This is a genomic window from Anaerocolumna cellulosilytica (assembly GCF_014218335.1).
Taxonomy (GTDB): domain Bacteria; phylum Bacillota; class Clostridia; order Lachnospirales; family Lachnospiraceae; genus Anaerocolumna; species Anaerocolumna cellulosilytica.
Map to the genome: position 1 here is coordinate 2,246,040 of NZ_AP023367.1, position 25,752 is coordinate 2,271,791.

At 39.1% G+C, this 25,752-nt stretch carries 22 protein-coding genes; 12 read left to right on the plus strand and 10 right to left on the minus strand.

Annotation, left to right across the window (positions count from 1 at the left end):
- The first annotated feature begins 280 nt into the window (after positions 1-280).
- The 11 genes from licT (at position 281) to acsn021_RS09395 (ending at position 15,275) form a co-directional block, all read left to right on the plus strand.
- Positions 281-1,114: a BglG family transcription antiterminator LicT gene (gene licT / locus acsn021_RS09345; RefSeq protein ID WP_184091138.1), complete on the plus strand. Its 834-nt coding sequence runs from the start codon at positions 281-283 to the stop codon at positions 1,112-1,114.
- A 166-nt stretch (positions 1,115-1,280) separates the two neighbouring features.
- Complete coding sequence (locus tag acsn021_RS09350; protein ID WP_184091136.1) at positions 1,281-3,176, plus strand: beta-glucoside-specific PTS transporter subunit IIABC; 1,896 nt, start codon at positions 1,281-1,283, stop codon at positions 3,174-3,176.
- Between the two features lie 62 nt (positions 3,177-3,238).
- Entirely contained in the window at positions 3,239-4,654 is a 1,416-nt protein-coding gene (locus tag acsn021_RS09355; protein WP_184091134.1) for a glycoside hydrolase family 1 protein, read from the plus strand.
- A 171-nt stretch (positions 4,655-4,825) separates the two neighbouring features.
- The gene (locus tag acsn021_RS09360) at positions 4,826-5,458 is read left to right on the plus strand and encodes a hypothetical protein (RefSeq protein WP_184091132.1); all 633 of its coding nucleotides are present in this window, start codon (positions 4,826-4,828) and stop codon (positions 5,456-5,458) included.
- Positions 5,459-5,488: 30 nt separating this feature from the next.
- Positions 5,489-7,198, plus strand: a complete 1,710-nt coding sequence (locus tag acsn021_RS09365; RefSeq protein ID WP_184091130.1) for a GMC family oxidoreductase N-terminal domain-containing protein — start codon at positions 5,489-5,491, stop codon at positions 7,196-7,198.
- Between the two features lie 392 nt (positions 7,199-7,590).
- Positions 7,591-10,218 (plus strand): family 16 glycosylhydrolase, encoded by a 2,628-nt coding sequence (locus tag acsn021_RS09370; protein ID WP_243167786.1) that lies wholly within the window; start codon positions 7,591-7,593, stop codon positions 10,216-10,218.
- Between the two features lie 151 nt (positions 10,219-10,369).
- Positions 10,370-10,633 (plus strand): CD3324 family protein, encoded by a 264-nt coding sequence (locus acsn021_RS09375; RefSeq protein WP_184091128.1) that lies wholly within the window; start codon positions 10,370-10,372, stop codon positions 10,631-10,633.
- 569 nt (positions 10,634-11,202) lie between these two features.
- Positions 11,203-12,381 (plus strand): serine hydrolase domain-containing protein, encoded by a 1,179-nt coding sequence (locus acsn021_RS09380; RefSeq protein ID WP_184091126.1) that lies wholly within the window; start codon positions 11,203-11,205, stop codon positions 12,379-12,381.
- Between the two features lie 210 nt (positions 12,382-12,591).
- The gene (locus tag acsn021_RS09385; protein WP_184091124.1) at positions 12,592-13,602 is read left to right on the plus strand and encodes a methyltransferase; all 1,011 of its coding nucleotides are present in this window, start codon (positions 12,592-12,594) and stop codon (positions 13,600-13,602) included.
- A gap of 110 nt (positions 13,603-13,712) precedes the next feature.
- Positions 13,713-14,165 carry a MarR family winged helix-turn-helix transcriptional regulator gene (locus acsn021_RS09390; protein WP_184091122.1) on the plus strand — a complete coding sequence of 151 codons (453 nt, stop codon included), beginning with the start codon at positions 13,713-13,715 and terminating at the stop codon, positions 14,163-14,165.
- Between the two features lie 39 nt (positions 14,166-14,204).
- Positions 14,205-15,275: a saccharopine dehydrogenase family protein gene (locus acsn021_RS09395; RefSeq protein WP_184091120.1), complete on the plus strand. Its 1,071-nt coding sequence runs from the start codon at positions 14,205-14,207 to the stop codon at positions 15,273-15,275.
- 45 nt (positions 15,276-15,320) lie between these two features.
- On the opposite strand, the gene acsn021_RS09400 is transcribed toward acsn021_RS09395, so the two are convergent.
- The 10 genes from acsn021_RS09400 to acsn021_RS09445 form a co-directional block, all read right to left on the minus strand.
- A complete protein-coding gene (locus tag acsn021_RS09400) occupies positions 15,321-15,464 on the minus strand; it encodes a hypothetical protein (protein WP_184091118.1) in 144 nt (47 codons plus the stop codon).
- A 273-nt stretch (positions 15,465-15,737) separates the two neighbouring features.
- On the minus strand, positions 15,738-15,986 hold the full coding sequence (locus tag acsn021_RS09405) for a (2Fe-2S) ferredoxin domain-containing protein (protein WP_184091116.1): 249 nt from the start codon (positions 15,984-15,986) through the stop codon (positions 15,738-15,740).
- 1 nt (position 15,987) lies between these two features.
- Positions 15,988-17,688, minus strand: a complete 1,701-nt coding sequence (locus acsn021_RS09410) for a [FeFe] hydrogenase, group A (RefSeq protein ID WP_184091114.1) — start codon at positions 17,686-17,688, stop codon at positions 15,988-15,990.
- Positions 17,689-17,742: 54 nt separating this feature from the next.
- Positions 17,743-19,614, minus strand: a complete 1,872-nt coding sequence (locus acsn021_RS09415) for an NADH-quinone oxidoreductase subunit NuoF (RefSeq protein ID WP_184091112.1) — start codon at positions 19,612-19,614, stop codon at positions 17,743-17,745.
- 1 nt (position 19,615) lies between these two features.
- Positions 19,616-20,092: a complex I 24 kDa subunit family protein gene (locus tag acsn021_RS09420; protein ID WP_184091110.1), complete on the minus strand. Its 477-nt coding sequence runs from the start codon at positions 20,090-20,092 to the stop codon at positions 19,616-19,618.
- A gap of 28 nt (positions 20,093-20,120) precedes the next feature.
- Positions 20,121-20,771 carry a redox-sensing transcriptional repressor Rex gene (locus tag acsn021_RS09425; RefSeq protein WP_184091108.1) on the minus strand — a complete coding sequence of 217 codons (651 nt, stop codon included), beginning with the start codon at positions 20,769-20,771 and terminating at the stop codon, positions 20,121-20,123.
- The gene (gene gltA, locus acsn021_RS09430) at positions 20,771-22,168 is read right to left on the minus strand and encodes an NADPH-dependent glutamate synthase (RefSeq protein ID WP_184091106.1); all 1,398 of its coding nucleotides are present in this window, start codon (positions 22,166-22,168) and stop codon (positions 20,771-20,773) included. The genes acsn021_RS09425 and gltA overlap by 1 nt, the downstream gene beginning before the upstream one ends.
- Position 22,169: 1 nt before the next feature.
- Positions 22,170-23,012, minus strand: a complete 843-nt coding sequence (locus tag acsn021_RS09435) for a sulfide/dihydroorotate dehydrogenase-like FAD/NAD-binding protein (protein ID WP_184091104.1) — start codon at positions 23,010-23,012, stop codon at positions 22,170-22,172.
- A 488-nt stretch (positions 23,013-23,500) separates the two neighbouring features.
- Positions 23,501-24,436 (minus strand): LysR family transcriptional regulator, encoded by a 936-nt coding sequence (locus acsn021_RS09440; RefSeq protein ID WP_184091102.1) that lies wholly within the window; start codon positions 24,434-24,436, stop codon positions 23,501-23,503.
- Positions 24,437-24,457: 21 nt separating this feature from the next.
- Complete coding sequence (locus tag acsn021_RS09445; protein ID WP_184091100.1) at positions 24,458-25,120, minus strand: redox-sensing transcriptional repressor Rex; 663 nt, start codon at positions 25,118-25,120, stop codon at positions 24,458-24,460.
- 283 nt (positions 25,121-25,403) lie between these two features.
- On the opposite strand from acsn021_RS09445, the gene acsn021_RS09450 reads away from it, so the two are divergent.
- Positions 25,404-25,739 carry a hypothetical protein gene (locus acsn021_RS09450; protein ID WP_184091098.1) on the plus strand — a complete coding sequence of 112 codons (336 nt, stop codon included), beginning with the start codon at positions 25,404-25,406 and terminating at the stop codon, positions 25,737-25,739.
- Positions 25,740-25,752 lie beyond the last annotated feature (13 nt).

A 25,752-nucleotide genomic window follows, 5' to 3' on the forward strand; every position in this document is an offset into this window, starting at 1 on the left:
CTTTACACGTTGAATTTAGGCATGCGAGCGAAGTCGCATGTGTGGACGTTAGTGTAAAGTAAAATTATTTTTTTACGTTTGTATAGAAAATATGCACAAAAAACACTTGTAAAATTTATAGGAATTGTCAATGGTAAATATAATTCAATTTGTTTATAATTACAGCAGATACAAAGTTTGTTACTGTTTAATCAGGCAAGACTTACATCAAATGGTGTAATTCTTGTCTTTTTTTATTTTAATAAATACGTTAAAACTGATGGGTAAAGGGTACGTAGAGATGAAAATAGTTCGCATTCTAAATAACAATTCAATCGTAGCTAAGGATGAAAATCAGCAAGAGTTTGTTCTATTAGGGGCGGGGTTAGGATTTAACAAAGTAAGGGGAGATGTGGTTGACGAAGCAAAAATTGAAAAGAAATTCGCACCTACGGATGGTAAGATAGCGAATCAATTTATGGAGCTGGTTAATAATATTTCCATGGATTGCATTCTATATTCTCAGCAAGTTATTGAAGAAGCTAAGATTAATTATGGTAAGAAACTGGCAGATACTATCTATATATCATTACCGGATCATATAGCCAATGCTTTGGAGAATGCAAAGAAGGGTATGCTTATTAGAAATCCTTTACTGCATGATATTAAACGGTTTTATAAAGATGAATATGCCATTGGGGAAGCTGCCTTGCGGGTAATAAAAGAGAAGACAGGAGTTATCTTGCCGACAGATGAAGCTGCATATATTGCTTTGCATTTTGTCAATGCAGAAATAGGAGAGACAAAAGATACGGCAATTGAAATAACAAAAATTATGCAGGAGATTTCAAACATTGTTAAAAACTTTTTTAAGGTAGAGTATAATGAAGAATCCTTGAATTATTACCGTTATATAACGCATCTAAAGTTTTTTGCCCAAAGAATTATTACCCGTACAAATTACCCCGACGGTGATGATGATTTATTGAATCTTGTAATTAAAAAGCACAGCAGGGAGTATGAATGTGTTCTTGAGATAACAGATTTTTTAGAAGAAAAATTTGGGTACTCCATCAGTTCGGATGAGCGTTTATACCTAACGGTGCATATTGCCAGAGTAGTAAATGCTATGTAGTAGTAGTTAATAGAATAGGATAAACCAAAGGGTTTGTTATGATTTAGTTCAGCAAGACTCGAAAGCAATCACAGAAAAGGACAGCAGTCTGATTCTGTAATCCGCTTTCGGGTTTTTTTATATAAAGCTGTAATCATAGTAGCACATAATAAAAAGGAGGATTTTTATGAATTATAGTCAATTAGCCGCAGATATTCTAAAATATGTAGGCGGACAGGGAAATGTTATCAGTGTTACCAATTGCATGACACGACTGCGCTTTCAATTAAAAGACACAAAGAAAGCCAATGTAGATTTGATTAAGAACCTTAAGGGGGTTCAGGGAGCTGTTACAAAGAATGGGCAATTTCAGATAATCATTGGAACTGATGTAGGAAATGTTTGTGAAGAAATTAAAAAGTTAGGTAATTTTGATGACAGTGCTTCATCAGCCGAAGAAGGTGAAAAAACAGGGATTATTAACACTTTCTTTGGAACGCTAACGGCTATTTTTACACCGATTATTCCTGCCTTGGCCGGTTCTGGTATGATTAAAGCACTCTTAGCCTTATGTGTTGCCCTGGGTGTAATCACAAATGATACCAATACGTACAAAGTATTTTTTGCATTTGCTGATGCTATCTTTTCCTTCATGCCGTTTATCCTTGCAATCTCAGCAGCAAAACGTTTTAAATGCTCACCATATATTGCAGTAGTTTTAGCAGGAGTCTTACTGCATACTAGCTTTACAGGGATAGAAGCTCAAGAATTCATAGTAAATATATTTAATGGTAATACCTTAACTTTGAAATATTTTACTATCCTTGGTTTTCTTCCGATTTTAGCGATTTCCTACGGTGGAAGCGTTATTCCGATTCTGTTGATTGTCTGGGTACAATCAAAGATTGAACCAATAGCAAATAAATTTTCACCAAACGCAGTTAAAGTATTCTTGGCACCACTGGTTACTATTATTATAACAGGACTTGTGGGATTGTTTATTGCAGGACCTTTAGGAAATATGATTGGTCAGATTTTAGCGATTGGATTTAACCTTTTAAATGACTATGCAGGATGGGTAATTCCTTTCCTTATGGGTACATTTACACCTTTTTTCATTATGACCGGCATGCATTATTGCTTCGCTCCGATTCAGTCAATTCAGTATGCGACCTTAGGTTACGGCACCATCTTAGGACCGGGTATGTTGTCCTCTAATATTGCACAGGGTACAGCTTCCATTGTAGTCGGTTTAAAATCTAAAAATAAAGAATTAAAACAATTGGGTCTTTCTGCTGGTTTTACCGGTTTAATGGGTATTACCGAGCCTGCATTATATGGTGTTACCTTAAAATATAAAAAGCCTCTTTATGCAGCCATGATTGGTGGTGGCTGTGCAGGTCTTTATGCAGGTATAACAGGAATTCATACTTTTTCCTCAACAACGGCAGGACTTTTAGCATTACCGGTATACATCGGGGGTGACAGCATTATGAACCTTGTTAATGCATGTATTACCATTGCAATTTCTATGGTTGTAACAGCAATCGCAACTCTGATACTTGGGTTTAAGGATCCGGTGGCAGTACCGGAGGCTTCTAATCAAGAAGTACAGCCCCTTATGAAACAAAAGATTGTTGCTGGAGCTCCCATTACCGGAAAGCCCGTTGCTTTATCAGAAGTAAAAGACGAAGGTTTTTCTCAGGGAGTACTTGGAAAAGGCATGGCAATTCTTCCCGCAGAAGGGAAGGTTTATGCGCCTTTAAATGCAATAGTAACCACTATTTTTGATACAAAGCATGCGATAGGACTTACCAGTGAAGAAGGCATGGAACTACTAATTCATGTAGGAATAGATACGGTGGAATTAGGCGGTAAATATTTTAATGTGAAAGTAAATCAGGGAGATAAGGTAAAAAAAGGACAATTACTGCTTGAATTTGATATAGATGGAATTAAAAGTGCCGGTTATGACACCACAACACCTATTATTGTAAGTAATTCGGATGACTATCTTGATATACTTGGTACCGACAAGTCTGCGGTAACAAAAGAGGAGGTATTTTTAACCATTATACCTTAACTCTTAAAAATATCATCGGTATAGTATCTAAATGAACTAATTCTTGAAAGGAAGTTGCTACTATGAGTTTTCCAACGGGTTTTTTATGGGGGGGTGCTATTGCAGCTAATCAATGTGAAGGTGCATATCTTGAAGACGGAAAAGGATTGTCCATCCAAGACGTAATGCCAAAAGGAGTGGTGGGACCAGTTACAGAAGAACCAACACCAGATAATTTAAAGCTGATAGGTATAGATTTTTATCACCGTTACAGGGAAGATATTAAACTTTTTGCGGAAATGGGTTTTAAGGTGTTAAGATTGTCAATCGCCTGGAGTCGTATCTTTCCCAAGGGAGATGAGGAAGTACCCAATGAAGCTGGACTTATCTTTTATGACAAGGTATTCGATACTTGCCTTTCTTATGGGATTGAACCTTTAGTAACCCTTTCACATTATGAAACACCATTGTATCTGGCGAAGCAGTATGACGGGTTTTTGAACCGCAAGGTGATTGATTTCTTTATCAGATATTGTGAAACGGTATTTCATAGATATAAAAATAAGGTGAAGTACTGGATAACCTTTAATGAAATCAATGCTGTCCGCCATTTTCCGCTTATGGGAGCAGGAATATTTACACCAAAGGAAAAATTAAGAGCACAGGATATTTACCAGACTGCCCATCATGAGTTTGTTGCCAGTGCCATGGCAGTTAAATTTCTTCACGAAATTATACCGGATGCAAAGATGGGATGTATGGTGCTTGGCGCCCTAAATTATCCTATGACACCACATCCACAAGATATGATTGCAATGATGGAACGGGATAGAGATTGTATGTTTTTTGCAGACGTACAGGCAAGAGGATATTATCCTTTATATATTAAAAAGCTTTGGGAAAAGGAAGGTGTTCATGTGGTTATGGAGCCGGGGGACGAAGAGGTTCTTCGTAACACGGTCGACTTTATATCCTTTAGCTACTACATGAGCAAATGCACCGCAGCAGACACTTCAATTTATGAAAAAGGAAAGGGGAATTTAACCTCCGGTGTCAGAAACCCTTATCTAAAAGAAAGTGAGTGGGGATGGCAGATTGATCCAGCCGGATTAAGGTATACGCTTAATTATTTCTATGACAGGTATCAAAAACCGCTGTTTGTGGCGGAAAATGGGCTGGGTGCCATTGACGAATTAATGCAGCTGCCAGATTTAACTTTCACCGTTTTGGATGACTACCGAATTACATATTTAAGAGACCATCTGTCAGAAGTAGAGAATGCCATTGAAGATGGAGTAGATGTAATGGGATATGCTGCCTGGGGATGTATTGATTTAGTTAGTGCGTCTACGGCACAGATGAAGAAACGTTATGGTTTTATTTATGTTGATAGAAATGAGGACGGAACCGGAAGTCTTGCACGCTATAAGAAAAAAAGTTTTGATTGGTATCAGCAGGTAATAAAAACCAATGGCGGAAGTCTAAAAAGTGAGCTTTAATAAATACATCAAATAATAAATTGCTGTAGTTCCTAAGACCTAAATAACGGTTGTTTAGGCCTTAATACTACAGCAATTTTTTCTACGAGTATCTTTATTCCGGCTAGCTGTAATAATCATAGCCTGTATGACATATTCATTAATATAGTAGAATTCATGAGGCGGTGAACCATGCAAAGGTCCTATCATAGAACAGGAGATTCTGAAAACGACGGAGAAAAAAGGTTGCCCTATCCGTATACAGTTGAAACTTTTATGGCTTATGTAGATGCAATACTTCCAAGAACACCGGGTTTGGCTAGGGAATATGGAGATGTACAACTATTCGGGGCTTTGGATCTTCTTACCTATGAGTACATCATATATACGTTAAACTTTGGAGGAGACATTTCACTAGCAGAACAGACAGCCGAGATGTTAAATATTGCAGCAAGGCAATTCGTAATTTTACAAGGTTACAGAAAACTGTTAAAGGATTCAAAATTCAAGAGAGGAGGAACCTTTTCTGCACTTTCCCCCATGGATCGCCTTCGAGCCATAATGCTGCTAAAACAGTTTACAATATATCTTACGGATTTGCCCTATTTGTTTCGTTACCAGCCCGACTTTGTATTAACACTGATAGGGGCATTAAGTAAATATACTATGATGGGCTATTATACCGAATGGTACGGTTATGGAGCCACAAGGCTTGCACCCCCTAATGACAGGGTATTGGAATTCTATCCTGTAAGCTGGGAACAGATAGGCTATCCAGGGCCTTCACTGGGTTATAGGGCACTGCGGGAACAGCCGGTGTCGTAATAAAATATTTGAAAGGTACAGGGTTTCAGTATGAGTTTTGACGCAGATGTTATTGTAATTGGTGCCGGTGGTGGCGGAGCTGTTGCAGCCAAGGAATTAGGAGAAAAAGGTATAAAGGTTTTAGTTTTAGAAGCCGGACCATGGTATGGTAATACAAAATGGCCTGACCCAAATGGAGACAAGGGGGCTGTCAGCAGCTCAAATTATGAGGATTTGAGTATTGAGGTGCTAAAACAGAATTTTACAGATTTAGAAAATGATATGAATGATTTTATAACAGGAAAATTACGTTGGGGTCCTGCAAACCGAAATGTGGGAATTTGGCCAAGAAGCTACAATGGTGAGGGACTATCCTGGCAAAATTCAGGAGTAGGAGGCAGCACTCTTCATTACTTTGGAAATTCTCCAAGAGCCTTTCCACAGGTAGTGGATAATGTATGGCCTATTTCCTATAGTGAGCTGGTACCATATTACGAAAAAGTAGAAAGGGAGCTTCCTGTCACTCCCGCAGCTACCACGGCAAAAGAGGAACTATTTTATTATGGAGCAAAAAAGAAAGGCTGGACATTACTTGAGGGCAAAGATATTACAACACCGGGATATCGACCACAGCCAAATGCTATTTTTCCGGTTAACCCATTGTTAAATGAGCCTTCTTTTGACATACAGACAAACCGTTCTGCAGGGTGTACTCTAAGGGGACATTGCATCAATGGATGTCATATAGGACCAACAATTGATACAGTAGCCAAGCGTTCTACCTTTGCAAGCTATATACCAAAAGCACTTCGTACTGGCAATGTTACAGTAAGACCGAATACTTTTGTTACGAAAGTGCTGACAGAAGAGGGTGAAGCTGAAGGTATTCATGCAGTGGGAGTTTTATACCGGGATACCTGGAACGGAGAAACCGGAGAATTAAGAGCTAAGGTTGTTGTCATGTCGGCTGGAAGTGTCGAAACACCAAGATTATGGCTCAATTCGGGATTGCCTGAAAATCCTTGGGTTGGAAAAGGAATGGTGAATCATTATTTTGATTGCCTGTCTGGTATATTTGAGGAAGAAACCCTTATGGAAAATATAGGGGTATCAGATGTGAAACCCTTTGTGGGTCAAAATGCAGCAGCAAGATTTGATTATCCGGGTTTGGGGGTTATACAAACCTTTGGAACTAGTCCAGGGTTATATGCATCCATGCTTTATGCTACCAGTGATAAGGGGTATCAAAACTTTAACCCGCCGGGACCGGATGCCCTTTGGGATATGGAAGGGATGGTTGCTGGCGAAAAATTAAAAGAATTTATGAGAGAATATCCGAGAACCATGAGTGTAGCACTCTTTGTGGATGATGATGTCAATCAGGAAAATGGAATAAGCCTTGATATGGAAGTGAAGGATGAGAACGGATATATTCCTGTGATTCATTATAAACCGAGTGCCAGTGATATAGAGAGGAGAGAAAGATTAGCAGTTATTGCTGCTGAAATATTACGTGCTGCGGGAGCAAAACATGTGGTTCGTGCTAATTGGCCTTCGGTTATTATGATACATATCATGAGTACTATGCGAATTGGGTTGGTAACAGATACCAATTGTGAGGCATTACAGGTTAAGGGTTTATATATAGCGGACAACAGTGTACTCTATAATTCTCTTGGAGGCCCTAATCCCACTCTGACCAATCAGGCAATGGCAACCCGTACGGCAGACAAAATAGTTGAGAAATATTTTCAAGCATAAATCCAATAGGAACAACAAGCTATCGGAAGGAACACTACAGTTTTTTAGAGTGTCCTTCCGATAGCTTGTTGTTTGATGGAAATAATCACCATTCTCTTATGAATCTGCTACAATATGTTATAAAATCGTACATATATCCTTTCAAAAGAGTTCAAGTAATGAGTGATTGTATAACAACCTATACAAGAAAAGCTCCCGTAGTAAAAACTCCTGCCCGGAACAAGAAGCTTCCATACACCTTAGTTGAATCAGTAAAAAATAAAATAATAAAATAATGATACCGATATAAAAATTAGACTCCTTTTTTATGGATAATTATCCCAGTAAAATGAAAGTACAGCCAAGGAATGACAGAAGCTACCAGAAGTAAACTATAATTAAGGAGGGAATTTATGAAGCATTCAAAGGAGAAGGAAAAGTGCTTTCAAACAGGAGTCTGGCGCAGATTAATGGTGATAGGAATTGTTTTTTCTATGCTGATAGCAGTATTGCTGTCGCCTTCAGCGGGAAGAACAATGACTGCACAGGCAGCAACAGCTATAACGTCCATGTCACATTTTTCACCAGCAGATGGCCCAATAATTGCTAATTCAGGGGTGGATAAAGCAAGCTTTGGATTTGTAATGCCAGTATTTAATGGAGGGAATGCTACCTGGGAGGAAGTAGCCTCCGATCTAACAGTAAGGGTTAAAATAAACGGCAATTGGATGGACATTGACAGCAGTGGTATTTTTACCTATAACAAGAATTGGGGTCATTGGAGTGACAGTGGTTTTTATGGATATTGGTTTACCGTATCCCAAACTACTTATATCCAACTAGCTTCTAAGTCAAGAGGGGTTACTCTGGATTATACGCTGGAATTCACAAACATTCATAAAACAACCATAACATCCATGACAGCTACACAGGGACCGCAGATAACAGCAGGAGTTACAGGTGGTGCAGGGTTTACTTACCCGGTATTTAATGGGGATACCTCCATACCCTATTCTGCTGTAGCAGAGGACATAAAAGTATATGTAAAACCTGTTAACAATAGTGAATGGATAGATATTGATAACAATGCCGCAAGTGGTTGGATATATGATTATAACTTTGGTCAGTTTACAGACGGCGGTGGAGGATATTGGTTTACTGTGGGCGAATCGATTCATGTAAAGCTACAGTCTAAGACCTCAGGTGCCGCTTTAATTTATACAATTACCTACAATGAACCGGTTAGAAATTCTTACGTTCTAACTTCTTATGATGGTACAAACTATAAGGCAGGGGATAATGGTGCTATTGGCGTTCCTTTGCCAAAGATTGATGGAAATGCAGCGGTGAAATCAGAACTTGGGAATTTTGTGTATGAGATTCAGGTGAATGAAGCCTGGGTGGATTTAAGCGATACCAGTAAAAGCAGTTTTCAATATTCCGGAAACGGTTATAACCAACGCTCCGCTGCAAATCAATGGGGGTATTGGGTAGATCATATCTATGGTCTTTGGTTTCAGCCCATACAAACGGACATGGTACTTCGGATTGGTTATCCTCTTAACGGGCAAAAGGGAGGGGCAATAGGTAATAACTATATAACGTATACTTTTATCGGTAATCCCAATGCTCCAAGACCGGATAGTTCGGATATGGAGGACATAGAGCTTGGAACATCTGAAAACAGTCATATCAAAGGAATGAATCTGATTTGGAGCGATGAATTCAACGGTACTTCGCTTAACGCCAATGCATGGAATTATGACATTGGTTATTATCTAAATGATGACCCTAACACTTGGGGCTGGGGAAATAATGAATTAGAACATTATACAAACAGTGAGCGGAATGTTTATGTTAGAAATGGCAGCTTACATATAACGGCTCTTGAAGAACCTAAATCGTTTCCTCAGAATCCGAACCGTTATGCTCCCTACTCCTCCGGAAAAATAACGACCAAAGATAAATTCACGTTCCGGTACGGACGAATCGATTTCAGGGCAAAGCTTCCAAGAGGAAATGGTTTGTGGCCAGCATTATGGCTTCTGCCAAATGATAATGTATATGGTACCTGGGCAGCTTCTGGAGAAATTGATGTCATGGAGGCAAGAGGAAGAGTACCGGGGGCCAGCAGTGGTGCCATACATTATGGAGGTCAATGGCCAGCTAACACATATTTGGGTGGTGATTATCTATTTCCTGAGGGGCAGACCATTGATTCCGAGTATCATGTGTACAGTCTGGTATGGGAAGAAGATATTATTAAATGGTATGTAGATGGCAAGTGTTTCTTTAAGGCTACCAGTGAACAATGGTTTTCAAATGCTGCTCCGGGCAATCCACTGGCACCCTTTGACCAGGAGTTTTATATTATCATGAATTTAGCGGTTGGGGGGTGGTTCGATGGAGGAGTAGTACCTTCACCGGGCGACATTCCGGCAACGATGCAGGTAGATTATGTTCGGGTATATAAAGAAGGAGGCTCTGGTAATCCCGGTAGCATTCCTGTTACCGGAGTAACCTTAAACCAGACCATGGCGGAAGTAAATGTTTCAGAAAGTTTACAACTTAATGCATCTGTTTTTCCTGTAAATGCTTCAAATAAAGCAGTTAACTGGACAGTTGCCAACAATAGCATAGCTGCTGTTGACCAGACCGGAAAGGTGACTGGAGTATCTAAGGGAACTACAGTCGTTACAGTTACAGCAGAAGATGGGAGTAAAACTGCCCAGTGCCAGATTACAGTAAAGGAAGGTGGGTCTTCTGTAATTGTAATTGGGGATTCTGTACGAGGATTAAAAAAGATAGGAAATAATTTGGAGTTTTATGTGAATGGGGCGGAATTTGCTGATTTACATTACAGGTTAAATAATGGTATCCAGATGAATGTGGCTATGAATAGTTCGGGTAACAGAAATTATAAATATCCGTTAAATCAACTAAAACAAGGAGATGTTATAGAGTATTTCTTTACCTATAACCCGGGAGGCGGTGCATTAGACACACCGGTTTATACCTATATACATGGCGTAACCCAGTGAAAACTCAATATTAAAAAGTTGCTTTATGACTGGTAATATTGGGGAAAATATGGTATACTTACGAATATATAAATTCTAAAGGAGGTGGCTTACATGACAAGCTTTGATTGTATGGAAAAAGCGTATATTTTAATTTTGGAGGGAAAGCCGTTTGAATTACAAGAAAGGTGCAGATGTATTGCCAGACCGCCTGTTACAAGAAATTCAGGAATATGTGGAAGGATGTCTGGTATATATACCTAAAAAAGGAGATAAGGCGGGCTGGGGCTATATTAGTGGAGCCAGGCAGCTAATCGATAAGAGAAATAAGGGGATTCTTGATTTATTTGAGAAAGGGGAATCGATTCCTGAATTATCGGACAAATTTCACTTGGGTGAGGATACCATTCGTAAGATTGTATATCGGAAAAAATAGTTATAATCAAACTGTCCCTAGGAATCAGGTCTATACTATGAGATAATACATATGACCGGTCAATAAGAAACGAAAGGGGATGGTTGTGTTGATTCAAAAAATAGAGGTGTGTGACTTATAGTACTTTGTAGGATTCTGCACAAGGTACAGATATAAACACTCTAAGAAAGGCAATGGGTAAAACCATTGCCTTTTTAAAATGTTATGGTATAATTTATTTGACAAATAATACATATACAAATATATTTCCTAAAATTAATAAGCTTTATTATGATAGTCAATTGCGAAACCGTTATCTTATGTGTCAGAACCAGTCAAAAAACACCTAAAACAGGTTCCGATGCGGTGGCAGGCCACCTTTAATTTGGTGTTTTTGCCTACTTCCAACCTCTAGACCTATCGTTTTGCAATCACCTATTTATGATGAGGGTGTCAAAAGTCTTCATAAAAAAATAGAGCAGTAATTGGCACAAGCAAGAGAACGAATGTGCGAATTACTGGTTCTATATAATAATTTGTGCTTTTGACACCCGAATCCGATTATTATATTAAAATAAGGAGAGGTTTTTATGTTAAGTGAATCGGGAATAAGTCAAATAAAAGAGGCAATCAAAGAGGGAGTTGATCAAAAGTTCATTGCAGGAGCAAATTTATTAATTTATAAAGAGGGTAAAGAAGTCTTTTACCATGAAGAGGGGTATGCGGACCTTAATACAGGTAAACCAATAAAGAGAGACACAATTTTTCGTCTGTATTCCATGAGTAAACCGGTTACGGCAGCAGCAGTAATGATATTAATGGAACGAGGCAAAATAGATTTGTATGACCCAGTAAGTAAATATCTGGAGGGTTTTCAGAATCAGAAAGTTGAACAGGACGGCAAACTGGTGGCAGTGGAGCGGGAAGCTACTATAAGGGATTTGCTATTTATGACCGCAGGTTTAGTATATGGAGGAAATGATAGAGCAGGAAAAGAAACCGAGGCCTTATTTCTTGAGATAAATGAAAAGCTTCTGGGGGAAAAGCCGCTTGAAACGGTTGAAATAATGAATCGTCTTGGGAAATGTACACTCTCCTTTCAACCAGGTGCCAGCTGGCAGTACGGAACCTCTGCTGACGTATTGGGAGCAGTGGTGGAGGTTGTAAGCAAAAAGCGTTATGGAGAATTTTTGCGTGATGAATTATTTTTACCTTTAGGAATGAAGGATACTGGTTTTTGGGTAACACCGGACAAACAAGATCGTCTGGCTGTAACCTATGAAGAAGATAAAAAGGCAGGTTTAATACCTTATTATGGGAATCATCTGGGTATAAATAACCGCATGGATAGGGAGCCTGCTTTTGAATCCGGTGGAGCCGGATTGGTATCAACGGTAGATGACTATATTCGATTTGCAACCATGCTGATACAAAGAGGAACCTATGACAACTTCCAGCTATTACGGCCTAAAACGGTTGAATACTTAACGACAGGTACGTTAAATATGCTTCAGCAAAAGAACTTTGACCTATGGCAGAACTTAGGGTACAGTTATGGAAATCTTATGCGTATAATGACAGATACCACAAAAGCAGGAACGCTTGTGAGTGCAGGTGAGTATGGATGGGATGGCTGGCTGGGGCCTTACTTTAGTAATTGCCCGAAAGACAAATTAAGCTATTTATTCATGATACAGAAAACAAATGCCGGAACAACTCCTTTAACCAGAAGACTACGCAATATAATTCTTAGCTCTTGTTGTGATTAAGGAGAGCCGAAGCAATATATAAATTCTAAGAACATCCTCTGAATAGTTATCACCGGAGGATGTTTTTTATCATTATAGTAACAAAACTCTATAAGTGGTTTTCATCATATATATTATTTGATAAATTGTATGCTTGACATACAAATGAAATTAATGTATACTAGGCATACAAAAGTTAGATAACACAAACTTCGGAAAGGATAAGTTGACATGTATATACCAAAAGAAAGTCCAGCCAGTTATTATAAATTGCTTCATCAGAAAAGAGTAGCAGAGTTATTTTTATGTGCCTTGCGGTTTGATTTATTTTCTTGCTTAACAGAATGGGAGACAGCGCATGAAGTTGCTGCAATCAGAGGGCTAAAGGAACGAAGTGTTGAATTAGTTCTAAATGCTCTTGCAGCAACAGGCTTTCTTGAAAAATCCTCCGGAAAGTACCGTAATACAGCACAGAGCAATGAATTTTTAGCTGCCGGCAGTCCGGTAGATATTAAAGAGAGCTTGTTGTATCGAGAAGCCATGATGTCATTAAGTACTTTGGATACCCGTCTGTTAACCGGTCCGGATGAAAGAACACGGGAGAGAAATCTTGGAGTAGAGGCTTATGATTTTAAGGAAACTGCCAGAATTAGTATACCGGAGATGTACACAGGACGAGTACAGAACTTTATGAAAGAAGTTAAGGATATATATCAAGATAAACAACCAAAGAAGATACTGGATCTTGGTGGAGGTTCAGGTGTTCTCGCCATTGAATTAGTGAAAGCATTCACTAATTGCCAAGGGGTCATCTTTGAATCCCCCCAGGTCACAGAGATTCCTGAGAAATTAGTAAGAACGGAAGGAATATCAGAAAAAATCAGTGTTTTAGAAGGTGATTTTATGGAAGATGATTTTGGTGGAGCGTATGACTTGATTATAGCAGCGGGTATTTTGGATTTTACCAAAGGTAATCTGGAGAATTTGTTAAAGCGTCTTTATGATGCTCTGACGAAAGAAGGAATGTTGTATGTAGTAACGCATCAGGTAGATAAGGATTATTTATCACCACCGGAAACTATATTGGGTTGGTTATCAAGTCATCTGGAGGGTTTGGATATACTTTTAACTGAGGAGATAATTGAGACTGCTTTGCATAAGCAAGGATTTGTAAGAAAGAAGGAAAGCTTAACCGGTGGAACCTTACAGGGAATTAAGGCTAAGTTTTATGGTAAGAACTAAAGTTTATACGGGTAAGAACCTTTTTTTTTAGGATTTTTATGAATTTAATCAGTAGGCAACTGCAAGACTCTAATCTAGAGGCAGGAGAAAAGAAGGAGTTATTAATATTTATGGATAAAGTGCAAGATACTATCATACGTGATTTTATAAAATTAACAGAGAAGATAGCAAATGGCAAAGTGAATATACTTGATTTTGGATCGGAGGATATGACTTTTTACAGAGGAGAAATCCATATGCTAAAAATGATTGGAGATAATCCGGGCATATTTGGTTCAGAAATGGCTAGAAATTTTAATATAACAAGAGCAGTGGTAGCAAAGACTGTCCGTAAGCTAGAGGAAAGAAATTTAATATACAGGCAGGATGATGAGAAGGATAAGAAACGTTATCGGCTGTTTCTTACAGAGAAAGGCTTACAAGCATATATAATGCATCAGGAGTACCACCGTCAGGCTGATAAGCCCCTATTTGACTATCTGGATAGCCTATCTGAAAAGGAACTAAAAACAGTCAAAGATTTTTTATATCACGCAAATGCCTTGATAGAACAGCACTTTTAAGGAATAAAATACAAAGCTGCGGTAGCATGGAGATTTATTATGAAAAATAAGATTATAGTAGTAGGCGGTTATGGCTCTGTTGGTCAGATTATATGTACGGAGCTTGCAAAATATTTTCCGGGTATGGTTTATGCGGCGGGCAGAAGTTTTCAGAAAGCAGAAGCATTTACAGTGAAATCCCAAGGTGCGGTAAAGCCCATGGAATTAGACGTTACAAAGACATTAGATAGAGAATCTATTGAAGATGCAAGATTAATCATTATGTGCTTAGATCAGCTGGATACGGAATTTGTTAGAGCTGTATTTCAGTACGGCATTGACTATATAGATATCACTGCAGGCAGCGATTTCTTAATTGAAGTAGAGAAACTTAAGAAAGAGGCTGTTGCCGGTGGTTCAACAGCACTCTTAAGTGTAGGACTTACCCCAGGGTTAAGTAATCTTATGGCATTAGAAGCAAGCTGCCGCCTGGATTATACAGACAGTATTGATATTGCCATAATGTTAGGCTTAGGTGACAAACATGGTGATGCTGCTATACAATGGACACTGGATAATATGAATCAAGAGTTTTCATGGATAAACCATGGTAAGACTGAAAAAGCTTCTAGTTTCAGAGATAAAAAAAGGTTTTATTTTGGAGAAAATCTCGGGTATATGAGGGCATACCGCTTTCCTTTTTCTGACCAGCATACCATTGCAAAAACTCTTGAAGTTCCCGTAGTAAAAACAAGGCTATGTTTTGATTCTGCCATAATAACGGAAGGTATCGCCTTAATGAAAAAAATAGGTGGGCTTAGTGTGTTAAAGAATCAGACTGTCCGGCATATAGTTGAAAAAGCAATGGAGAACTTACCCTTTGGGACTGATAAATATGCTCTAAAAGTGGAGGCAGCCGGTAAATTGAACGGTAAAAGTGTAAAGTCTGAACTTCTGATAGAAGGGCAAAAAGAGGCTGAAATTACTGGTATAGTGGCAGCTGCCTCTGCCAGATATTTGTATGAAGGAGATTATCCTAAAGGAATATATCATATAGAACAGCTCTTTGATTTTAGGATACTTCCAGTTCAAATTAAGAAGAAGATGAAAAAGAGGCTCCTTTTACATTAGGGCCTCTTTTAAGATTATACCATTCTTTTACAGGAAAGTAACAAATTAATTCTTTTCGTGCTTCCCATTATGGGTACTAATTTTTTCACCGTGTATGATACCTAAGTCGGAATTATGCTTTGGGTCCATTTTACGCAATTCGGGGTTACTTTTTTCACGGTCTTTTATTCTATTCTTATTATTATCCATACGTACTTCCTTTCTGCTTCAATAGTTGCAATTTATAAGAACTTAGAAAGTCAATGAGTAGCAGAAGTAGTATTTGTATTTTTAAAATGTTTATGATAAAAAGTAGTGTTTTATAGGGAATTAACTTAAAATAAATTTTTAGGCACACTATAAATGGGCGTCGAGCAAAACCACATTTATAGTGTACCTGTATATGAAATCTACTCCTACCTGTGACTATATAGCACCGTATATTTTTAGACTTCCCCAAAAAACTAATGAATGTACGGATAGTTACACTGTTAAAGGCATAATTGTATCTTTAAAAAATTCTCTGGCTGTTTCCTGTTGTATATGGTAGGCTGTTCCGTTAACAGATACGGCAACACCTGTTCCCTGACACTCCCTCATACAAAAATTAGCTTTAAAATCAACTCTATCATGGAGTCTATTTTCTTCTATCAGTTGTTGAAATAACTGTATAATATTATAGGAACCCTTTAAATGACAGGAACTTCCAATGCAGACACTCAGTTCAACCATATTATTCCTCCTCTTCCCCAGCAGCATAATGTACGTGGAGCAGTTCGTGCACACGCCCTTTTAATATGCCGTTATAGAGGGACATCATCAGAGGATTTTCTTCTGAGCGTTTGATGTTGGTTAATCTGTCCGCAGAGTAGAGACCTTTTCCTCTCGTGGCTTTTTCTTCGGAAGAAGCAAAAGGCTGACCGGCACCACTTACACATCCGCCGGGACAAGCCATGACTTCTACAAAATCATAATGCTCACCGGCTTTGATTCGCTCTATTAAATCAGAAGTATTTTTTAGTCCGCTCACAATGGCAACCTTTAATTCACGGTCGCCATACATAACCGTAGTTTCTTTTACACCTTCCATACCTCTGGCTCCCTGATAAGCAATTGACATAAGAGAGGTATTTGACTTATCGGAGGATAGACGTCTTAAAACAGCTTCTGTGACACCTCCGGTTACGCCAAAGATAAGACCGGCACCGGTCATAGTACCAAAAGGCATATCAACAGCTTCCGGTTCTAAATCGGTAAAGACAATACCGGATTCCTTAATCATTTGAATTAATTCCTGTGTAGTGATTACATAATCCACATTTGGAATATCCTCTATCTTAAATTCATCTCTGGCTGCTTCAAATTTTTTTGCGGTACAGGGCATAACAGCCACGTGTACGGGACGTCTGCTGGAGGTTCGGCCATGTTCCTTGATAACAGAAGCAAACATCTGCATGGGAGAACGGCAGGTTGAGACATTAGGTAAAAGTTCAGGATAATTTTTCTCACAGTAATTCACCCAGGCAGGGCAGCAGGAAGTAAATAATGGCATATCCGTGTCACCCGCCTCTAATCTCTTTATGAATTCACCTGACTCCTCCAAAACGGTTAAATCAGCACCGGTGGAGGTATCGTATATCTCGTCAAAACCCATACGTCTTAATGCAGCAACAATCCTACCGATAGCATTATCACCGCCGGTTAACCCAAATTCTTTTCCAATAGCGACTCTAACAGCAGGAGCAATCTGAACGGATACTTTGGCAGATTTATCATCAAGAGCCTCCCAAACCTTGCTTTTATCATTTTTAACTACAAGTGCACCAGTAGGGCATACGGCGGCACATTGTCCGCAGCCAACACATGGAGAGGAGGAGAGCGGTCTGTCAAAAGCAGTACTGATGGTCATTTTTGAACCACGGTGGGCAAAGTCTATGGCACCTACATTTTGCACCTCATTACACATGCGGACACAGTCACCACAGAGTATACATTTGTTCTGATCCCTGGTAATGCAAAGAGATGAATCATCAATATTAGGTTCTGCTTTAGTATTTGGAAAGCGAACTCCTTCAATATTAAATTTCATTGCAAGATCTTGAAGCTTGCAAGTACCATTATTACTGCAAGTGGTACAATCCCTGCAATGGTTCGCTAACAGCAGTTCAAGAATCATTTTCCGGTATTTGCGGAGTCTTTGTGTATTCGTACGAATCTTCATACCGCCTTTCGGAGGTGTGGAACAGGCTGCATCCAGCCCTCCCCATTCATTTTCTACCATACACATACGACAGGCACCATATATAGAGAGCTCGGAATGATAGCAAAAGGTAGGTAACTTAATTCCGGCCTTTCGTATTAATTGAAGTAGATTCTTTTCACCGTTTATTTCTACAGGAATACCATCTATAATTACAATTTCATTATTATTCATATAAAATCTCCATTCTTCCAAAATTCAGTGAATTTGAGCGTGAGCATTTTCAAACTAATCCTCCTTGATTGCATGGAAAGGACAGGTAGTAATACAAGCCTGGCACTTAATACATTTTAACTGGTCAATTATAAATGGTTCTTTTACCTTACCGGAGATAGCACCAACTGGACAGGCTCTGGAACATTTCGAGCAGCCTTTGCACAAGGAAGAATCAATTTCTATTTTCTTTAGCTTCTGACAGCTTCCTGCCGGACAACGTTTTTCATAAATATGTGCTTCGTATTCATCACGGAAACTCTGAATGGTGCTAACTACCGGGAAGGCTGCTGTTTTTCCAAGGCCGCAGAGCGCAGTGGCAGAGATGGTATCAGCTAGCTCTAAGAGCAGTTCAATATCTCCGTCCTCACCTTTTCCTTCAACAATCCGTTCTAAGATTGCCAACATACGTTTGGTACCTTCACGGCAGGGAACGCATTTACCGCAGGATTCATTCTGGGTGAAGTTCATAAAGAAGCGTGCTACCTCCACCATACAGGTGTTGGAATCCATAACTACCAGACCGCCCGAACCTATCATAGCACCTGCTTTCTTTAGAGAATCAAAGTCAAGGGGCAGGTCAAGATGTTCTTTTGTAAGACAACCGCCGGAAGGACCTCCGATTTGTACGGCTTTAAATTCTCCGTTGTCCTTCATACCACCGCCCACATCAAAAATAACTTCTTTTAGGGTAGTGCCCATAGGAACTTCAATTAATCCGGTATTTTCTATATTACCTGTCAGGGCGAAGGCTTTGGTACCGGGACTTTTCTCAGGACCGATACCTTTATACCAATCGGAACCATTGCATATAATTAGGGGAACATTGGCAAAGGTTTCTACGTTATTTAGTACAGTCGGTTTATCAAAAAGACCATGTTCCACCGTTCTTGGCGGCTTTACTCTTGGCATACCTCTGTTACCTTCAATAGATGCGGTTAAAGCACTTCCTTCGCCGCATACAAAGGCACCGGCACCCCGGTTGATGTGAAGACGGAAGGAGAAGTCTGTTCCCAGAATATTATCGCCTAATAAGCCTAATTCCTCTGCTTGGGAAATGGCAGTTCTTAATCGGTTTACTGCCATTGGATATTCAGCACGAACATAAATATACCCCTCATTTGCACCACAGGCAAGACCGGCTATCATCATACCTTCTAACATTCTGTGAGGGTCACCTTCCATAATACTTCTGTCCATGAAAGCACCTGGGTCACCTTCATCTCCATTACAGACAATATATTTTTGTTCTGTATTCTGTCGTTTTACCTGTGACCATTTTCTGCCGGTAGGAAAGCCACCGCCGCCTCTTCCTCTTAGGTTGGAGTCTGAGATTTCCTGTATTATTTCATCGGAAGTCATGGAAAAAAGAGCTTTTTCAAATGCCTCATAACCACCAAAACCAAGATATTCATTAATAGAAGTAGCATCAATATGTCCGCAGTGGTCAAGTACCAGACGAGTTTGTTTTTCATAGAAAGGTATTTCATTCTGCTTTTTACGAACAATACCACCTTTTTGATAAGCCAGCCGTTCGATATGTTTATCTTTAAGAATAGTTTCTACTACAATTTCTTCACAATCAGCAAGAGAAACTTTTGTATAGAGATAACCCTGTGGCTCAATTCGTACAAGTGGCCCCATTTCACAAAATCCATGACAGCCGCTTTTTTTCATTCCCACTGCATCATGAGGCTCCTCCTGTAGTTCTACGGAACAGGCCTCGCCGTGCTCCTTTATAAGTTCAGTCAGTCTATCAAATATTTCAAGGGAGCCACTGGAGATACATCCCGTACCTGCACAAACAAGTATTTTTTTCGTTTCCGCCGCAAGCGAAGCTTCATATATGCTTCTAAGCTTTGCTAAATCTTCCCTGCAAGTCAGCATATTACTCTTCCTCCTTTAATTCATTTAAAAGTTCGGCGGCCTTATCCGGTGTCATGGCAGGATAAACCTTGTCATTTACGGTAAGAACCGGAGCCAAACCACAGGCACCCAGACAGGATACAGTTTCAACAGTAAAGGTAAGATTGTCTGTTGTATGCTTCGTTTCAGACAGACCCAGTTCTTTGCGGAGTTTTTCTAAAATGGGGATAGATTTTCTTACATGACAAGCTGTTCCGTCACATACTTTGATTACGTACTTACCTTTGGGTTCTAAGGAAAAATTCTCATAGAAAGTTGCTACACTATAGATTTTCGCCTCACTAACGGAAAGCTTTTTCGCAAGATAAGGAAAAATTTCTTTCGGCAGGTACCGATAGTGTTCTTGTATACTTTGGAGAATGGCAATAATTGCACTTTGTTTACATCCAAGCTCAGTTATAATAGTATCTACAACCTGGAAGTCAAATGTTTCATTCATAAATTTCCTCCGATCTGTTTTCCTTTGATTATGTATTACAATGATTCTTTCTCATACTTTCTGTTAAATCTTTAGACAGCTTTGCCAGTGAAAAGGCCATATCCTCATTTTGAATTAATATGTGATCCGGAACGGTTAGAGGTACAGGTGTAAAGTTCCAGATAGCAAGGATACCACTCTCAATCATAGAGTTACAGGTAATCTGAGCCTCTGTAGGTGGTACTGTAAGGATACCGATTCGTACCTTCATTCTATTGCACAAATCCTTTAGCTTATCAGCCGCAAGGACTTTCTTTCCAAATATGGTACTGCCAATCATTGCTTCATCGCTGTCAAAGGCAGCAACAATAGTAAGACCGTATTTTGAAAAACCATCGTAGGAGAGAAGAGCACGTCCTAAGTCTCCCACACCGACCAATATGGCACTGTCTGCATTGTCAAAACCTAAATATTTTTCAATATCTGCTATCAAATTCCTGGTTATATACCCAATTTTAGGACGGCCTCCCGTACTTATTAATGCTAAATCCTTTCTTACCTGCACATCGTTTAGCTTTAAGGCCTCAGCAATGGTTGTTGCGGATATGTTCACAACCTTGTCTTTTGGTAAAGACTTTAAATAGTTCAGATATATGGGCAGCCGTCTGAGTGCTTGCGTGGAAATGGATTTATATAACATTAACTGGCTCCTTCCCCCTTAAGATAGGAATCAATTGCTTCTGCCGCAGTTTTACCCGCTCCCATAGCAAGGATAACGGTTGCAGCACCGGTTACGGCATCACCGCCGGCGTATACACCGGTTAAAGAAGTAAGGCCAGTTGCTTCATCCACAATAATGCCACCCCAATTTCTTATGGACAGACCTTTGGTAGTGTCTTTAATCAGGGGATTAGGGGAAGTACCGATGGACATAATAACACAGTCAGCTTCCATTTCAAATGCACTGTTTTCTAAGGGAACAGGTTTACGACGTCCGGAGTCATCCGGCTGGCTTAAGGTCATCTCCTGACAGCACAATCCGGTTACCCATCCATTGCTGTCACCCTTAATTTCTATGGGTGAGGTCAAAAGTTTAAACTGTATCCCTTCTTCCTTAGCATGTTCCACCTCTTCATGCCGGGCAGGGAGTTCATTTTCCGTACGGCGGTAAACAATCGTTACTTCCGCTCCCAAACGTTTGGCGCATCTTGCAGCATCCATGGCTACATTGCCGCCCCCGACAACCATAACCTTTTTACCTTTTTGAATCGGAGTAGTACTATCCGGTGTGTAAGCTTTCATTAGATTGACACGGGTCAGAAACTCATTGGCAGAATAGACACCTTTCAGATTTTCACCTGGTATGTTCATAAAGTTTGGAAGTCCGGCACCGGAACCGACGAATACTGCTTCAAAGCCATATTCGTTCTGCAATTCTTCAATGGATAAGGTTTTACCTATAATCACATTGGTAGCAATTTCAACACCCAGCTCTTTGAGCGCATTGATTTCTTTTTGGACGATTGCTTTGGGTAAACGGAATTCCGGAATACCATAGACTAACACACCACCTGCCAGATGAAGCGCCTCAAAAATGGTGACAGAATACCCTTTTTTTGCCAAATCACCGGCACAGGCAAGCCCAGAAGGACCGGAACCAATAACAGCGATTTTATGACCGTTAGAGGCTGGCTTCGTTAATTTTGTATTACCGTATGTATTCTGATAATCTGCTACAAAACGTTCCAGTCTTCCAATGGCAACAGGTTCTCCTTTGATTCCACGGACACATTTTTGCTCACATTGGCTCTCTTGAGGACAGACTCTGCCGCATACTGCCGGCAGGGAACTAGAGCGGGAGATAATTTCGTATGCGGTATCAAAATTCCCTCTGGCGGTTTCCTGTATAAAGGCAGGTATATCAATCCGGACGGGACAACCGCTAATGCAAGGTTTATGCTTACAGTTTAGACAGCGATTTGCTTCATCAATTGCCTGTTCTTTGGAATAACCTAAGGCTACTTCGAGAAAATTCTGATTACGTACCTGAGGCTCCTGAGCAGGCATTTCGTTTTTGGTAAGAGACATATTCGCCATATCATTTTACCTCCATTTCATACAGATGACAGACCTCTTCGTGAGCTCTGCGCTCGAAAGGCTTATAAATAGAAGAACGGGTTAAGGCCTCATCAAAATCAATCTCGTGCCCATCAAAGTCGGGGCCGTCTACACAGGCGAATTTTGTCTTTCCACCAACACTTAAACGGCAGCCGCCACACATTCCGGTTCCATCAATCATGATAGGATTCATACTGGCGAGGGTTTTTATCTGATATTCTTTTGTGAGAGCACAGACAAACTTCATCATGATTAATGGTCCGATTGTAATAACGGCATCATATTTCTCGCCGGATTCAATTAAAGTTTTTAGGGCATCGGTAACAAGTCCTTTCGTTCCGTAGCTGCCATCATCTGTCATTAATACAAGTTTATTGCTTACTTTTTTAAATTCTTCTTCCAAAATAACCAGCTCTTTGTTACGAAAGCCTGTTATGGAATGCACCTCACAACCTTGTTCATAAAGCTTTTTTGCAACTGGGTAAGCGATGGCACACCCCACCCCACCGCCTACAACTGCAACTTTCTTAAAATCTTCAGTCTCGGTTGGTCTTCCCAAAGGACCGGCAAAATCTTGAATGTTCTCTCCCTCCTTAAGATGGTCAAGAGCCTGGGTAGTAGCACCGACAATCTGATATATAATGGTTACAGTTCCCGTTGCCCGATTAAAATCAGCAATGGTTAAAGGGATACGCTCACCATTACTATCCACTCTGAGGATAATAAATTGTCCCGGTTCTGCTTTTTTGGCTATCAGTGGAGCTTCCACTTCCATAAGCGTGACGGTAGGATTTAAGCTTTCCTTTTTTACGATTCTGTACATATTCTTCTCCCATTTAATAATAGTTAATTCGTTATAATTTTAACAAATTAGGAGCTAAGGGTGTAATATAAAGATTGAATATCGATATGTGAATATCGATATAATAAGAGCGATATAATTTGAGAATGATTCTTAGTAAATGATAGATTTGAACTTTTAACAAGTTACACTAGCTAACATTCCATGTTCCAGTTGTTTACAGATGTAGTACTGCCATTAATCTGGTGGGAAATGTTTTTAATTTCAATCTGAAAGTAGAGATAATAAAGGCAGAATGAAATGCACTAAGGTTAAATTGTGATAAATTGAAATAAGAAGTGATATATCGATAATTAGATATCGATATATCACTTCTTATATAGCCCGTATTTTATCTATGAAAGCTCGCCTATAATAGTTGGCTTAATAACAATTTTATTATATTGTTCAATCCAAGGTTTCTAAATACCTTATTATGCATCATATGATTTAAGCTTATTAATAATGAGTTAAGTAAAATGATAAAAGGCTACCTGGTTTTTAGCCATATAGAGCTTATCTATCAGTTTTCTGTCGAGAGTGGTAAGTGAATATTCCTTGGGGTAAATTAACACATCTTTATAACGGATATCTGAATCGGCACACTTTCTTTGTATCACACCCCAAGTTCGCAATAGTTCTTCTTGCAGGGGTGAGCTCCACATGTATGAATTAGGCAATGATGATAATAAAGTAAGTCTGGTATACTGATCACCGACATAGATGGTTTTGTGAATATGATTGCTATCAGGCAGAGGCGTTTCACCAGCGGATATGTAAGGGATAGCAGTGTCTCCTGGAAGAATCTCTAAGCAATCGGCTAATTTATGCTTAAGTAAAACCTTTTCATGTGCTATTTTATGATTTTCCGACATAATAGCCATACAATCGAATTCCCATATAAGGTCATAATTTAGCTCTTTTTCTTTGAGATAATTTAAAAAATATGTTTCATATACAGTTTGATAACGAATGACACCCAAATCAAATTTATCGTAGAGTATATTATTGATTGCTTCAATGGAGCCTGCCTCCTTCATGCAGATTTCTATTTCTTTGGAATGCTCCAAGTCCTTAATAAACTGAATAAAGCCATCTTTTAAATAACTTCCGTAAGGAAGAGATATATTAAGATATTGTTTTTGGGTATCGTCTTGCTGGTTCAGGGCTTCCATCTTTTCTATCTGAGCCAGAATATTTTTGGCATAAACTAAAAATTCCGCGCCTTTTTGGGTCGGAATGACTCCCTTAGAGGTTCTTTTAAAAATAGATATCCCCAGAGAATCTTCTAGTTCTTTTATTGCCTTACTTAAATTAGGCTGAGCCATATACAGGGTATCTGCTGCCTGAGTAATGGAGCCAAAGCGCTCTACCTCAACAGCATATTTATAATATAAAGTGTTCATGTATACCTCCCATAAAATTAATCAAAGCATATGTTCCTTTAGCTTATCTTTTAGATGCTGTGATAGTATAGCAAGAGAAGCAGCCATGTTTTCATTCCGAACCATGATTCCCTCCGGTGTAGTAAGCCTAATGGGAGAAAAGTTCCAGATAGCTAAAATTCCTCCTGCAACCATCTGGTCGCAAACAGTCTGCGCCTGATTTGCAGGCACGGTTATAATTCCAATATGGATATTTAACCTGCGGCAGACACTGCTTAATTTGCTGACAGGAAGAACTTTTTTTCCGTTGATTTCAGTATCGATTAAACCATCCTGATTATCAAAGGCAGCAACTATATGCATGCCGCTTATTTCAAATCCTTTATAAGAAAGCAAAGCTTTTCCAAGAGATCCTGCGCCAACCAGAACCGCATCTTTTACATTATGATAACCTAAAAGTTCCTCCATATTATAGATTAAATCCTGGATATAAAAACCGGCTTTTGGTTTTCCCTTTGAGGAGCTGACTGCTGCCAAATCTTTTCTCACCTGAACCTCATTGAGTCCCAAATCTGCTGCTATGGCGGGGGAGGCTATCTGGGTGATACCTTTTTTTTGAAGTTGCTTTATATAATGCAGGTAGTATGGCATACGTTCCAATGCCTGCGTGGATAATGCAATAGGTGTTACTTTTTCGTTTTTCATAGGTACCTCACTTTGATATCAGTATCTCATTATCGATATTATAATACTGGAAGGAAAAGCTGTCAATCATTATGCCTTTTAATAAAAAAGTTGTTAGAAAAGAGAAATATAAATAAGGGAGAAGTGTTTGATATTTTACAACAATCACTAAACAAAAGGTTTAAATTTTTAGAACAGTTGTTAGTTTTATAATAATAATAATAATATAAAATTATTAATGTACTTTGAATAAACAAGAGCTTTATTAATTTTATGATGCATGAAATATCAGGAGGAAACAAGGTTGAATAAAAATATTCAACCCCTTGATTTGTACGCGACCAATGGCCGCAGATGGGAGCTGAAAATGAAAATAAAACCGTTAAAAAATCATTTACTCGTTGAAATGGTAGAAAATGATGAATCCACAAAAAACGGTATTATACTAGTCGGAAATGCAAAGGTTGAATCTAACATAGCAAAGATTGTTGAGACGGCTGATATTTATGATGAGAATCAGGATATCATGTTAAAAGGGGATAAGATTATTATTAATCCCCACCTTGGTACAAAAATTAATTTTAATAATGCGGAATATCTTATTATTAATCAAAAAGATATTTTAGCAGTATTAATGTAATTAGAGAGGATAT

Bases quoted from the DNA above. Each gene is read 5' to 3' on its own strand.
- licT (WP_184091138.1), top strand. From the start codon at position 281: ATGAAAATAGTTCGCATTCTAAATAACAATTCAATCGTAGCTAAGGAT.
- acsn021_RS09350 (WP_184091136.1), top strand. From the start codon at position 1,281: ATGAATTATAGTCAATTAGCCGCAGATATTCTAAAATATGTAGGCGGA.
- acsn021_RS09355 (WP_184091134.1), top strand. From the start codon at position 3,239: ATGAGTTTTCCAACGGGTTTTTTATGGGGGGGTGCTATTGCAGCTAAT.
- acsn021_RS09360 (WP_184091132.1), top strand. From the start codon at position 4,826: ATGCAAAGGTCCTATCATAGAACAGGAGATTCTGAAAACGACGGAGAA.
- acsn021_RS09365 (WP_184091130.1), top strand. From the start codon at position 5,489: ATGAGTTTTGACGCAGATGTTATTGTAATTGGTGCCGGTGGTGGCGGA.
- acsn021_RS09370 (WP_243167786.1), top strand. From the start codon at position 7,591: ATGAAGCATTCAAAGGAGAAGGAAAAGTGCTTTCAAACAGGAGTCTGG.
- acsn021_RS09380 (WP_184091126.1), top strand. From the start codon at position 11,203: ATGTTAAGTGAATCGGGAATAAGTCAAATAAAAGAGGCAATCAAAGAG.
- acsn021_RS09385 (WP_184091124.1), top strand. From the start codon at position 12,592: ATGTATATACCAAAAGAAAGTCCAGCCAGTTATTATAAATTGCTTCAT.
- acsn021_RS09390 (WP_184091122.1), top strand. From the start codon at position 13,713: ATGGATAAAGTGCAAGATACTATCATACGTGATTTTATAAAATTAACA.
- acsn021_RS09395 (WP_184091120.1), top strand. From the start codon at position 14,205: ATGAAAAATAAGATTATAGTAGTAGGCGGTTATGGCTCTGTTGGTCAG.
- acsn021_RS09400 (WP_184091118.1), bottom strand. From the start codon at position 15,464: ATGGATAATAATAAGAATAGAATAAAAGACCGTGAAAAAAGTAACCCC.
- acsn021_RS09405 (WP_184091116.1), bottom strand. From the start codon at position 15,986: ATGGTTGAACTGAGTGTCTGCATTGGAAGTTCCTGTCATTTAAAGGGT.
- acsn021_RS09410 (WP_184091114.1), bottom strand. From the start codon at position 17,688: ATGAATAATAATGAAATTGTAATTATAGATGGTATTCCTGTAGAAATA.
- acsn021_RS09415 (WP_184091112.1), bottom strand. From the start codon at position 19,614: ATGCTGACTTGCAGGGAAGATTTAGCAAAGCTTAGAAGCATATATGAA.
- acsn021_RS09420 (WP_184091110.1), bottom strand. From the start codon at position 20,092: ATGAATGAAACATTTGACTTCCAGGTTGTAGATACTATTATAACTGAG.
- acsn021_RS09425 (WP_184091108.1), bottom strand. From the start codon at position 20,771: ATGTTATATAAATCCATTTCCACGCAAGCACTCAGACGGCTGCCCATA.
- gltA (WP_184091106.1), bottom strand. From the start codon at position 22,168: ATGGCGAATATGTCTCTTACCAAAAACGAAATGCCTGCTCAGGAGCCT.
- acsn021_RS09435 (WP_184091104.1), bottom strand. From the start codon at position 23,012: ATGTACAGAATCGTAAAAAAGGAAAGCTTAAATCCTACCGTCACGCTT.
- acsn021_RS09440 (WP_184091102.1), bottom strand. From the start codon at position 24,436: ATGAACACTTTATATTATAAATATGCTGTTGAGGTAGAGCGCTTTGGC.
- acsn021_RS09445 (WP_184091100.1), bottom strand. From the start codon at position 25,120: ATGAAAAACGAAAAAGTAACACCTATTGCATTATCCACGCAGGCATTG.